The 13,013-nt window shown below is 44.0% G+C and carries 11 protein-coding genes and 1 riboswitch; of the genes, 8 read left to right on the forward strand and 3 right to left on the reverse strand.

What is annotated here, in order from left to right:
* Positions 1–21 precede the first annotated feature (21 nt).
* Both HWX64_RS16660 and HWX64_RS16665 read left to right on the forward strand, forming a co-directional pair.
* Entirely contained in the window at positions 22–567 is a 546-nt protein-coding gene (locus HWX64_RS16660) for a CBO0543 family protein (protein WP_175990606.1), read from the forward strand.
* Between the two features lie 53 nt (positions 568–620).
* On the forward strand, positions 621–1,184 hold the full coding sequence (locus tag HWX64_RS16665; protein ID WP_175990607.1) for a biotin transporter BioY: 564 nt from the start codon (positions 621–623) through the stop codon (positions 1,182–1,184).
* A gap of 104 nt (positions 1,185–1,288) precedes the next feature.
* Here the strand turns inward: HWX64_RS16665 and HWX64_RS16670 are convergent, their stop codons facing one another.
* Positions 1,289–2,056: a GNAT family N-acetyltransferase gene (locus HWX64_RS16670; protein ID WP_175990608.1), complete on the reverse strand. Its 768-nt coding sequence runs from the start codon at positions 2,054–2,056 to the stop codon at positions 1,289–1,291.
* Positions 2,057–2,205: 149 nt separating this feature from the next.
* Between HWX64_RS16670 and HWX64_RS16675 the strand changes: the two genes are divergently transcribed.
* A complete protein-coding gene (locus HWX64_RS16675; RefSeq protein ID WP_175990609.1) occupies positions 2,206–2,355 on the forward strand; it encodes a lmo0937 family membrane protein in 150 nt (49 codons plus the stop codon).
* A 390-nt stretch (positions 2,356–2,745) separates the two neighbouring features.
* Here HWX64_RS16675 and pckA read toward each other — a convergent pair whose 3' ends face one another.
* Positions 2,746–4,335 (reverse strand): phosphoenolpyruvate carboxykinase (ATP), encoded by a 1,590-nt coding sequence (gene pckA / locus HWX64_RS16680; RefSeq protein WP_175990610.1) that lies wholly within the window; start codon positions 4,333–4,335, stop codon positions 2,746–2,748.
* Positions 4,336–4,709: 374 nt separating this feature from the next.
* Positions 4,710–4,856, forward strand: a riboswitch (SAM riboswitch).
* 236 nt (positions 4,857–5,092) lie between these two features.
* Between pckA and metK the strand changes: the two genes are divergently transcribed.
* A complete protein-coding gene (gene metK / locus HWX64_RS16685) occupies positions 5,093–6,292 on the forward strand; it encodes a methionine adenosyltransferase (RefSeq protein WP_175990611.1) in 1,200 nt (399 codons plus the stop codon).
* A gap of 461 nt (positions 6,293–6,753) precedes the next feature.
* On the opposite strand, the gene HWX64_RS16690 is transcribed toward metK, so the two are convergent.
* Positions 6,754–7,269, reverse strand: a complete 516-nt coding sequence (locus tag HWX64_RS16690) for a gamma carbonic anhydrase family protein (RefSeq protein WP_175990612.1) — start codon at positions 7,267–7,269, stop codon at positions 6,754–6,756.
* An 84-nt stretch (positions 7,270–7,353) separates the two neighbouring features.
* Here HWX64_RS16690 and HWX64_RS16695 point away from each other — a divergent pair, with 84 nt between their 5' ends.
* The 4 genes from HWX64_RS16695 to HWX64_RS16710 all read left to right on the forward strand — a co-directional run bounded on the left by HWX64_RS16695 (position 7,354) and on the right by HWX64_RS16710 (position 12,993).
* Positions 7,354–8,157, forward strand: coding sequence for an alpha/beta hydrolase (locus HWX64_RS16695; protein ID WP_175990613.1), 804 nt, complete (start codon positions 7,354–7,356; stop codon positions 8,155–8,157).
* A gap of 14 nt (positions 8,158–8,171) precedes the next feature.
* Entirely contained in the window at positions 8,172–9,236 is a 1,065-nt protein-coding gene (locus tag HWX64_RS16700) for a tetraprenyl-beta-curcumene synthase family protein (RefSeq protein ID WP_175990614.1), read from the forward strand.
* A gap of 260 nt (positions 9,237–9,496) precedes the next feature.
* Entirely contained in the window at positions 9,497–11,875 is a 2,379-nt protein-coding gene (locus HWX64_RS16705) for an immune inhibitor A domain-containing protein (RefSeq protein WP_175990778.1), read from the forward strand.
* A 116-nt stretch (positions 11,876–11,991) separates the two neighbouring features.
* On the forward strand, positions 11,992–12,993 hold the full coding sequence (locus tag HWX64_RS16710; RefSeq protein WP_175990615.1) for an LLM class flavin-dependent oxidoreductase: 1,002 nt from the start codon (positions 11,992–11,994) through the stop codon (positions 12,991–12,993).
* Positions 12,994–13,013 lie beyond the last annotated feature (20 nt).

Raw genomic sequence — 13,013 nt, forward strand, 5'->3', positions numbered from 1 at the left:
ATAAAAAACTGAGGTAAACAGATGATTGAAAAGTATGACAGCGTTCATAGTGGGTTAATGAGAGCGGCAAAATTAAATATCGACTATTGGATGGAATATAATTTCCTTACTCTGAAGTGGTGGATCATTGTCGTCTTAATGATCGGCCTCTGGGTGAAGATATTGAAGTTGGTGGATCGGCAGCAGCTGCCGAGGGTCCTTTTTCTCGGGATGGTTTGGATCATAGCTGCGGCGAATCTGGATGGATTTGGGTTTGAATTGGGTTTTTGGGGATATCCAACCGAACTCTTACCGATTTATCCAAAGGCCTATTTTTTTGATTACGCCTTGATTCCTGTCAGCTATATGTTCATTTATTATCATTTTCCGAAGGGGAAGGCATTCTTCATCGCCAATATGGTGTTAGCGGGCGGGGCTTCGTTTATCAGTGAGCCATTTTTTAGATGGCTTGATTATTACAAGGCTTATCATTGGGAACCGTGGTGGTCATTCGTGATCTATTTCCCCCTCTCGTATATCATTCGCTGGTTTGTGGAAAAAATCTTTAAGGTTCTTCCCGAACGATAAAAAGTGTGTTAACTTTAAATTGTTGATAGTTTACACAAAGGGGAGAACAGAGAATGAATGGGGAAAAATTAAGAATGATCATCCAATGCAGTATTTTTGCTGCAATAACAGGGATTTTTGCGCAGATTGAAATTCCGCTTCCGCTTGTCCCGATCAGCGGGCAGACTTTGGCGGTAGGGATTACAGCGACGATTCTCGGAAGTAGATACGGAGCTTTTGCCATGATTGGCTATGCCGCACTTGGAGCGGTCGGGGTGCCGGTATTTGCCGGGTTCAGCGGGGGAGCGCAGGTGCTTGTCGGCCCTACCGGCGGCTACATTTTCGGGTTCATTGCAGCGGCATTTATTACAGGATTGATCTTAGAAAAGACGAAATTCAACCTTACAATGGCCATGATCGCAAACACAGCAGGGATGGTCATCACCCTGTTACTTGGTACAATCCAATTGAAATATGTGGCCGATCTGAGCTGGGCGCAGGCTATGGCAGCGGGAGTGTATCCTTTTATCGTAGTAGGGCTTATCAAAGCATTCCTGGCCAGCTGGATAGGTATTACGGTTAGAAAACGTCTGGTGCAGGCGAAATTGATACAGGGCAGTCAAGAAGCGGCTGCTTAATTGAAAAAGCCGGATCTCTTCGAAAGAAGATCCGGCTTTTATAGTGCAGTTTTTTGATGGGGCGGGATGAGGGGGAATGAGCTTCCTCTTGGCATTCCCCACGTCTAAAATTTGTACATCATCCAATAGCCGATATCTTCAAAGCCGATATTCTTATAGATACTGCCTGCTTCAGGATTATCATAAAAAAGGCAGAGCTCCTTGCCTTCCTGAAGTACATCAAGGCACAGTCTGGTCATGCACTCGGTCGCATATCCTTTTTTCTTATGATCAGGGTGGGTACACACAGCCACGATCATCGCAGACATGCTGTTTTCAGCAGTGGTAGAGGCGGAGGATACATAGATGCCGTCTTTTTTAATGTAGTAGCTGCGCGCGACCCCTTTTTCCATACCATGTTTTCTTTTCTCCACAGTGAAATTTCCCCCGCTGAACTCAAGGATTTTTTTGTAGAGTTCAACTAGTCCGGGCAGGTCTTTCGTGGAGGCTTTTTCAACATGATTAAGTTCCTCATTTGACAATGAGCCGCGGTTATGCCTTTTTGATTGATATTCCCTCGTTAAGAAAGGTTCTACCTTTGAAGTGACCGCCTTTAGACCTGACATGATACTGAAATCATCGCAGTGATTAATAATGTCGGCGAATCCCTCTGCATCAAAATCTCCTGCGGAGTACGGAATGAAGTTTTCCCTATATTTTAAGAGGACCCCTCTCAGTCTTCCCAACTCGTCAAAATCTCCCCAAATGGTTTGGAAATCCTGTTCATAGCCAAATGCCTCTATATCGCCGATGATGAATAAATTCTCGGCAGGCTGCATTTGGATCAACTGCTGACATTGCTCATCATCTGCCTGGGTTAATACTCTGATCATTTCACTATCCCCTTTATAAGTTTAATTGATATATTACCAATATTTCTAATATTTAGTAAAGAGGAATTTGCAAAAAATATTCGTTGTTGTTTTAAAAAGCTCAATTTAGGGAAAGTTAGCAACAATACATGATGAAGGAGGCGGTATACATGTTGTGGACCATCATCGGGATACTTGTTGTCCTGTGGTTATTGGGACTGATCTTCAAGATCGGCGGAGCCATCATCCATATTTTATTGATCATTGCCGTGGTCGTGTTCTTATGGAATCTGATTACAGGCAAGAAGAAACGCTTATAGCTTATTTAAAAGGAGGAGGAATCCTCTTTTTTTATTTGGTTGGGATTTGGTGGAGGAAATCAAGGGAAGCGCAGCCGGCGAGGAGAGGGCCGGACTGGTGCCCCGTGGATTGCCGGGTTGGTAACTTCGGATTTTGTCGATTGTTGTAGAATTGTTGGTAAAATCAAAAAAACGTTGATAAACGAAGATTTTCGTTGATAAGCCTTATAAAACGTTGATAACCTAGAATTTTCGTTGATAAGCCTTATAAAACGTCGATAACTTCAATTTTCATTGGTAAGACTGATAATCACAGGGTTTTCGCTAATTCCCCCAGAAAAACCGACGCCAAAAATAAAGACCAGCCAAACACTATGCCGTGTTCGACGGGTCTTATTGAAATAAATGTGATTAATTTACAGCGGGACCGCCTTTAGCTTCGATCTCGGCAGGTACGTTTGTGAATTTCTTGAAATTTTCGTTGAATTGGCGTGCAAGTTCAGTTGCTTTCACTTTGTACGCTTCTTCATTAGACCATGTTTTAATCGGTTGAAGCACTTCATCAGGTACACCTGGTACATGTACCGGAATGTTCAATCCGAAGATTTCGTCTGTTTCCGTTTCAACGTTCGTCAGTTCACCTTCTAAGGCTGCCTGCACCATTGCGCGTGTGTAAGATAACTTCATGCGGTTACCCACACCGTATTCTCCTCCGGTCCAGCCAGTGTTTACGAGGTAGACTTCTGCATTGTGCTCATCGATTTTCTTACCGAGCATTTCTGCGTAGCGAGTAGCGGCAAGCGGCAGGAAAGGAGAACCGAAGCAAGTAGAGAATGTGGCCTGCGGTGAAGTGATTCCGCGCTCAGTTCCTGCTAATTTAGATGTATAACCGCTTAAGAAATGGTACATAGCCTGCTCTTTCGTCAGTTTACTGATCGGAGGCAGGACGCCGAATGCATCGGCAGTCAGGAATACGATGGTATTAGGGTGGCCGGCAACGCTAGGCTCCACGATGTTTTCCATTGCTTGAAGCGGATAAGCTGCACGCGTGTTTTCTGTTAAACTATTATCATCATAATCCGGAATGCGGGATTCTTCATCAAGAACCACGTTTTCCAATACGGATCCAAAGCGGATGGCATCAAAGATTTGAGGCTCTTTTTCACGAGTCAGGCCGATGCATTTCGCATAGCAGCCGCCTTCGATGTTGAATACGCCATTCGGTGACCAGCCGTGTTCGTCGTCCCCGATCAAACGGCGGTTGGGATCTGCTGATAATGTCGTTTTGCCTGTTCCGGATAGGCCGAAGAATAGTGCGACGTCGCCTTCGCGTCCTACATTTGCCGAACAGTGCATGGAAAGGATGTCTGCTTCAGGAAGCATGTAATTCATGACGGAGAAGATCGATTTCTTCATTTCTCCTGCATATTCCGTTCCGCCGATCAGGACGATGCGTTTTTCAAAAGAAACGATGATGAATGTTTCAGAATTTGTCCCGTCCACAGCAGGGTCTGCTTTAAAGTTTGGAGCTGATACGATCGTAAATTCTGATTTATGTGAGATTAACTCTTCCGCACTCGGACGGATGAACAGCTGATGCGCGAAAAGGTTATGCCACGCAAATTCATTGATTACCTGGATCGGAAGTCTATGTTTTGGATCTGCACCTGCAAATCCGTTGAAGACGAATACTTCTTCTTTTTCTTTTAAGTATGCAAGGACTTTATGGTATAATTTATCGAATGATTCAGCGGAGATTGGCTGATTAACAGCTCCCCAATCAATTTTATCTTTTGTTGTAGGCTCCTCTACAGTAAATTTATCTTTAGGAGAGCGCCCTGTATATTTGCCAGTTTCAGCTCTGACTGCACCTGAAGAAGTTAAAACGCCTTCATTTCTATGAAGAACTTTTTCCACTAATTGTGAAACAGACAGTTGATTTTTGATATTTTGACCGCTAAGTAATTCTGTTAACTCACTAGACATGCTCACTGAATTCATTAGAACCCTTCCTTTATATAAATTTAAATACCACTTTGTTGTTGTATCTTTTCAAAAATAGTATAACACAATTAATTTATTAGTCTATACTATTTAGCATTTTTTTATATTGTGACTTAAACTTGTAACATTTTCCTTTAAAAACGCAACTTATTTCTCCCTATCTAAGCAGTTTATGCTTGTCCTCAGGAAATTCCTCATTCATATACCCACGTTTCCGTGTTTCTTCTTATATAAATGTCAGAAGCCTGCCCAATAATCAATCAAAACATTGTTCCCAGCGGTAAATGTGGCATCATGCTGTTAATCTTTACATACTAAAAAATATTTGACACCCTTTGGCGTTAACGTTATTATTGTACCTTGAACGGATACTCTTATCCTGAGCTGGTGGAGGGAGCAGACCCTATGAAACCCAGCAACCTGCTAAATAGAAAGTTGGTCCTTTTTGTAATAGGGAAGGATCCCATGAAGCGAAGGTGCTAAACTGAGGCAAGGTGGACAACCTTGAACGATAAGAGAGAAAAGGCGCGGCTATGATGTGAAACCTTTCCTCTTTGTACTTTTTCCCGAGGAAGGGTTTTTTCTATTTTATAGTGGAGCATTAGTGATTAAATCTCATGTTTTTATATAAGGTCGTTTTTCTCTTCCTTATAAAAAAACCATGTTTACTTCATACTACTTAGGGAATGAGTACCGTATCTGTTTAATTGTTTTGTCGGTGGAAATCGGCAATTATGCTTAAGGAGGAACCTTAATGTCAACAAAACGTCGTCTGTTTACATCTGAGTCCGTAACGGAAGGACATCCAGATAAAATTTGTGACCAAATCTCTGATTCAATTCTTGATGCCATTTTAACGAATGACCCGAATGCCCGTGTAGCATGTGAAACATCTGTTACAACAGGTCTTGTCCTTGTTGCAGGTGAAATCACAACAAATACGTATGTGGACATCCCTAAAATCGTCCGTGAAACGATCCGTGGGATCGGATACACACGTGCGAAGTACGGTTTTGATGCAGAAACTTGTGCAGTTTTGACATCAATCGATGAGCAGTCTGCCGATATCGCCCAAGGTGTGGACCAAGCACTTGAAGCGCGTGAAGGACAAATGTCTGATGAAGAAATCGATGCAATCGGTGCAGGTGACCAAGGTCTGATGTTCGGATTTGCCTGCAACGAAACGAAGGAGCTTATGCCTCTTCCGATTTCCCTTGCACATAAATTATCCCGCCAGCTGACTGAAGTACGCAAAGAAGAAGTTCTTCCTTACCTTCGTCCGGACGGTAAAACGCAGGTAACGGTTGAATATGATGAGAACGATAAGCCTGTACGCATCGACACAATCGTTATCTCAACTCAGCACCACCCTGAAGTTTCGCTTGAGCAGATCCAGCGTAACCTGAAAGAATATGTCATCGATCCTATTGTTCCTAAAGAACTGATCGACGAAAAAACAAAATACTTCATCAACCCTACCGGCCGTTTTGTTATCGGCGGTCCTCAAGGTGATGCGGGTCTTACAGGCCGTAAAATCATCGTTGACACATACGGCGGATACGCACGTCACGGCGGCGGCGCATTCTCCGGTAAGGATGCGACGAAGGTTGACCGCTCGGCTGCATATGCAGCGCGCTATGTAGCGAAAAACATCGTGGCTGCCGGCCTTGCTGAAAAGTGTGAAGTTCAATTGGCGTATGCGATCGGTGTAGCACAGCCTGTATCCATCTCGGTTGATACATTCGGAACGGGTAAGGTTTCTGAGGATGTATTGGTTGATGTGGTAAGCAGCAACTTCGATCTTCGCCCTGCAGGAATCATCAAGATGCTCGATCTTCGCCGTCCGATTTACAAGCAGACAGCTGCTTACGGACACTTTGGCCGCAACGATCTTGACCTTCCTTGGGAGCGTACGAACAAAGCTGAAGTATTGAAAGCTGAAGCTCTTAAGTAATAACAGGTATGAGAAAACCAATACTCTTTTATGGGTGTTGGTTTTTTTGATGTATTTGGATTGGGGCGGCTGGTTGAGTGAAGTTGTATTCGGTGCGTACAAGTTTTGAATGAGGGTATGGGTTTCGAAGTCAAAGAAGTCAAGGTAAGGAAACTCATGCGGAATTTGTCGAAATATGAAGAATGGCAGATATATTAGGATTTTGGCAGCTAAAATGAAAAAATGGACGATAAAAAATATTTTTGGACGATAAAAATGAAAGACGGCAGATAAAATCGAAAAATGGCCGAAAGCTTCACCATACCGCAAAGTCCTGCCATACTCAATTAGCTTGAGTCGTGCCTGGTCCCGAAAGCAAGAATCGAGCCAGGCACAACCTCGGGATGATTAAATCCACTTCAACCCTCCCGTAATTTAACACGAGTAATCTCACTCAGGTTGGGGTATCACAAGTATAAGAGTTAAAAGGGTTTGATGCTTTTATAATACTGGCCTTTTTCGGCATATTCCCTGGAGATGCGTTTCATCTCACTGATATCATGTTCGTTCAATTCCCTCACCACTTTTGCAGGACGGCCAAAGGCAAGCGTGTTTGGAGGGATGACTTTTCCCTGAGGGACCAGACTACCGGCTCCGATAAAAGCACCTTCACCGATCTCGGCGTTATCCAGGATGATCGATCCCATGCCAATGAGGGCTTTTTTTCTGATTTTGCAGCTATGTAAGATGACACCGTGGCCGACTGTCACTTCATCTTCAAGGATAAGGGGATTTCCAGGGCTTTGATGAAGGATGGAGTTGTCCTGGACATTCACTTTGCTCCCAATCCTGGTAGGTGCAACGTCTCCTCTGATGACGGTATTGAACCAGATGCTGGATTCTTCCCCGATCTCAACATCCCCGGAAATCGTTACATAATCGGCAACATAAGCAGATTCTGCAATAACAGGTTTTTTATCATGGTATGGATAGAGCATTTTTCACTACCCCTTTCAATAATATTTACTATAATAATGGTAGCAGATGATAACCATTAGAGAAACATTTAAGGAGGATTTGCCATGTGGAAATGGGAAACAGATCAAGAGGCAAAAGCAGTCATCGTCATCATTCATGGAGCAATGGAACATCATGGCCGATACGGCTGGCTCATTGAAATGTGGCGTGCAGCAGGTTTCCATGTCATTATGGGTGATTTGCCGGGGCAGGGAATGACGTCGAGAAGACAAAGAGGACATATCGATTCGTTCGACGAATATCTTATCGAGGTGAAAGACTGGGTTCAGGCTGCTTATCAGTTTGAACTGCCTGTATTCCTCCTTGGCCACAGCATGGGCGGACTCATTGCCGTACGGATGCTTCAGGAGTCCCATGTCAAGTTGGCAGGGGTCATATTATCTTCACCTTGCCTGGGTCTTGTGAATGGACCGTCCAAACCGATCGAATTACTGTCGTATGGATTGAATAAATTTGCCCCGATGGTCAAATTCCCATCAGGATTGACGATTGATATGGCGACCCGGAATGCGGATGTCAGGGAGATTGACAGCAACGATACACTTTATATCACGAAAGTTTCTGTCCGCTGGTACAGGGAGCTAGCACAGGCAATCAAGCTTGCCACAGTCAACTTGAATAAAATGCCGGATATCCCTCTTCTGGTGCTCCAGGCTGGCGATGATAAAATCGTGGATAAAAGTGCAGTCAAGAAATGGTTCAATGAGCTGTCGCTTTCGGAAATGCACTATAAGGAATGGGCGAAATGCTATCATGAAATCTATAACGAACCCGAGAGAGAAGAAATCTTTGAATACTCGAAGATCTTCATAGAAAGCCGGCTGAAGGCACTGGGTTATATTTTATAAACGAGGTGGTAAGCTTGTCAGTACCTGCAAGTCCTTTTTCATTAATGACAAAAGTATATCGGGATATCTTTCCGCTTGTCCATCATGAGCTTGATCACTGGAAAAAACGAGCCTCAGAGATTCCAAACGATGAATTAAGAAAACAGGCATTAGCGAGTATTGAGCATAAAACCTTTCATTGTGAAGGGGGTTCGATCCTTTCCATTCTCTCACTGAAGAAGAAAAGGGAAACGATCCGCTTCACGGTGGCTTATCAAACGATCAGCGATTATCTGGATAATCTTTGTGACAGAAGTACGTCCCTTGATCCGGAGGACTTCGAATTGCTGCACCAATCGATGAAAGATTCATTGACCGTCGGTTCTGAAACCGTGAACTATTATGCATTGAGGAATGATCAGGATGACGGCGGCTATTTACGTGATTTGGTCATGGCTTGTCAGGAATCACTGGCTGCCATTCCCCACTATGGAAGCATTAAAAATGAGCTGCTGGAACTTTGCGAGTATTATTGTGATTTGCAAATACATAAACACGTGAAAGCAGAAGAAAGGGAGAAAAGGCTTCAGGCATGGTTTGAAGGACACCGGTCCAGCCTTCCGGAGATGGATTGGTATGAATTCTCGGCATGCTCCGGTTCCACCCTCGGAATCTTCTGCCTGGTGGCCTATGCCAGCAGGGCAGACTTTAGACCTTCATATACAGCAAAAATAAAGGCAGGTTACTTTCCTTACATACAAGGTCTCCATATCCTCTTGGATTATTTTATCGATCAGGAAGAAGATCATGAGGGGGGAGACTTGAACTTCTGTTTCTATTATGAAAATGATGATCATTTAAGAGAGAGGCTCATTCATTTCCTCCGTAAAGCGGATGAGCATACAAATGATCTTCCGCATTCCGGCTTTCACCGCCTGATCAATAAAGGGTTGATCGGGGTCTATCTGTCTGATGAAAAAGCGAGCCGGCAAAAAAGGGTCCAGGCTTTCTCGAAAGAATTCATCGGTAAAGCCGGATGGGTGACAAAATTCTTCTTTTGGAACGGAAAAATGTATCGGAAATTAAAGAGAGCGAAATAAGCTCGGTAGTTATTTCGTACTACGAAATAAAATAGTCCTATTTAAAAAGCTGGTTCCGTTACCATGGAATCGGTTTTTTGTCGTTTTATGGAATTTATTATTAGTAAAATATTCCCTTGTAAAATTTTTTCATAGGAGGAAATATTCAAGTTATGTCAGAATATATGGATTTTTCTGAAAAATCTAGTATATTGTAATTAGTTGTAAAAACATAGTACATAAGGGGGAATGACGTGTTGAAAACACGTAAAGTATTATCAATGGCTCTCACTGCTGCCTTGGGTATCGGCGCATTTGCTGGATCGGCATCAGCGGGGACTGTAGTACCAGAGAATGTGTTGTCAAAGCCAACGGTAAAGCATGAACATGGTCACGGTGGTCCATTTGACCTCGGAATCGCAAACGACGAGCGTTTGATTGAGATGTTAAAGAAAGAAGGTAAAATCTCTGAAAATGCGACTCAAGCACAAGCTGAAAAAGCATTGAATAAGTTTTTGAAAGCGAAAGCTGATGGTGCTAAGAAAGAAGCAGGCGAGCTTCACGACGAAGAGGCAGAAACCAAAGCGGAACTTAAAAAGAGTATGAAGAATAATAGCTTTACTTCCGGTAAAGGAAATAAATTAGGGCAAGCGAAGAAGAACTCACCTGGTTCGGTAGAAGAAGAAGCGTACGACGGTAAAATGCGTACGGATAAAGTGTTGGTCCTTCTTGTAGATTATCCGGACAAGCCTCATAACTCCATGACGCCTGATGAAACGGATATGTATTACGAAGATGAAGATGCTTACTCCCGTGAACATTATCAAGATATGCTGTTTGGAGATGGCGGCTGGGAAGGTCCAGACGGAAAAACGTATGTATCCATGAAGCAATATTATGAGCAGCAATCCGGCGGAAGCTACTCGGTTGAAGGTGATGTTGCAGGCTGGTATACAGCGAGTAAGCCGGCTGCTGCTTATGGCGGAAACTATCCAACAGAAGACGGCAGTGATGCAGATGCCAGAGGACTTGTTAAAGAAGCTTTGGAAGCAGCGGCAGCAGATCCGAGTGTGAATATTGCTGATTACGATCAGTGGGATCGCTATGATCTTGACGGTGATGGTAATTACCTTGAAGCAGACGGACTTGTTGACCACTTGATGGTCATTCACTCCGGAGTTGGGGAAGAAGCAGGTGGGGGTTCCCTTGGTTCCGATGCCATCTGGTCTCACCGTTGGAATCTTGGAGGAATCTTCCCAATTGAAGGTACTCCTAAACCAGAAGTGGATTATTGGGGAGCAGGATCCATGTATGCATATGATTACACGATTGAACCTGAAGACGGTGCGGTCGGTGTAATGGCCCACGAATTCGGTCATGATTTAGGACTTCCAGATGAATATGACACTCAATATTCGGGAGCAGGAGAAGCGGTTTCTTACTGGTCAATAATGGCAAGCGGAAGCTGGGCAGGGGATATCCCTGGATCGCAGCCGACAGGATTCAGTCCTTATGCGAAGGAAATGCTTCAAGCCTCTGCAGTTGTTGATAATGAAGGAACAGAAGGAAATTGGTTAACAGGTTCTGAGGTTAACGTGGACGACGTTACTACTGACGGTATGGAATTACTTTTGGATGAAGCCAATACCAAAGGCACAAACAATGACGTTGTAAAAGTAAATCTTCCACAAAAAGAGACAGTCATCAATGAACCGGCCAGCGGTGAATTTGAATACTTCTCAGGAAGTGCGGATGAGCTTCACAATACCCTATCCACAACAGTGGATTTAACAAATGCAACTGACGCACAGTTCAATTTCAAAGCATGGTATGATATTGAAACTGATTGGGATTATGCTTACGTAACGGTAAATGGTGAGCCGATTGCAAGTGACATCACTACTGACACGAACCCGCATGGTTCCAACCTTGGAAATGGTATCACAGGTTCTTCAAATGGATGGATTGATGCATCATTCGATCTTTCTGCATATGCAGGTCAAGAAGTGGAAGTTGCGATTGAATATGTAACGGATGCAGCGGTTTCAAATCCAGGATTCTTTGCAGATGATTTATCTGTTGTAGTAGACGGGGAAGAAGTACTCTCTGATGGTGCTGAAGGAGATGCGAAAGTTACTTTAGATGGATTCACTAAGAGCGATGGAATCAAGAAATCGAATCACTATTACCTATTAGAATGGCGCAGCCACAACGGTGTCGATGAAGGTCTAGCCAACATCCGCCGTGGAGCAAGCTTGATGACATATGACAGCGGTCTTGTCGTATGGTATGTCGATAACAAATACAGTGAAAACTGGACAGGTGCCCACCCTGGGGACGGATTCCTAGGAGTAGTGGACGCCGACCAAAAAGCCAATTATTGGAGTGATGGTGCAGTAGGTTCTACCCGCTATCAAATACATGATGCAGCATTCAGCTTGAACAAATCAGAAAAGATGTTCTTGGATTACACTGAACAATTAGGAATTACAATGAAAGACAATCACACTAAACGTAATCCATTATTCGACGACAGTGCAGACTACAGCAACAAAGGTCTTGTAGATGCTGGCCGTAACGTACCTGAATACGGATTGAAATTCCGTGTAACTGGTGAAAGTGCAGACGGTACTGTCGGTAAGGTAATGATCTACAAATAAAAAGACAAATTTAAAGGGTGACGGCACACTGCCGTCACCCTTTAAGCATGTTATTGGACATTTTTAATCAGGGAATTGATAATAATACTCACATCAGTTAAAGGAGATGTCCAATATTGACGATCAAATTAAGTGTCTTGGATCAGTCACCGATTTCAGAAGGTATGAGCCCCCAAGAGGCTCTAAATCATACAGTAGAACTTGCACAGTTTGTTGAAAAGCTGGGTTTCACCCGTTTTTGGGTATCGGAGCATCATGATTCGCCGAGCCTTGCAGGATCATCACCGGAGGTATTGATTGCCCATCTGGCGCAGAACACTTCGAAGATCCGTGTAGGATCCGGTGGAGTCATGCTCCCTCATTACAGCTCGTACAAAGTGGCGGAAAACTTCAGGCTGCTTGAAGGCTTGAATCCTGACCGGATCGATCTCGGTCTTGGAAGGGCGCCTGGCGGGATGCCTATGGCTTCGATGGCCCTCAGTGACGGCAAGCATCGTGATGTTCACCGTTATCCGGAGCAGATTGACGAACTGCTCGGTTATCTGACCGATTCCCTGCCTGACTCTCATCCATATCAAGGATTGACGGCAGCACCGCTGATCGAGACGATGCCTGAGGTCTGGATGCTCGGCTCCAGTCCTTCAAGTGCCATGCTTGCTGCACAAAAAGGACTGCCATATACATTTGCACAATTTATCAATGGTGAAGGCGGTCCTCAATATACAGAGGCTTATCGCAATAACTTTGTACCATCCGAGTACTTGGATAAGCCCAAAAATACCGTGGCAGTCTTCACGATTTGTGCAGAAACGGATGAGGAAGCGGAAAGGGTTGCCTCAAGTATTGATTTGTCATTGATTATGCTGGAACAGGGCATGCGTTCGAACGGGACGCCAAGTCCGGAGAAAGCGGCAGCCTATCATTACAGCACATTCGAACTTGCGCGGGTGAGAGAAAATCGGAAGCGCATGATTGTGGGAAATCCTGAAAAATTAAAAAGGGAAATCCTCCAGCTCAGTGAACAATACCAAACCGACGAAATCATGCTCGTCAGCATCACATACGATTTCCAGGACAAACTAAAATCATTCCAGCTCATCGCTGATGCACTGCTTTAAAGCAGTGAGGGACGGTCCTT

Origin of the sequence: Bacillus sp. Marseille-Q1617 (assembly GCF_903645295.1) — a bacterium.
Taxonomy (GTDB): Bacteria; Bacillota; Bacilli; order Bacillales; family Bacillaceae_B; genus Rossellomorea.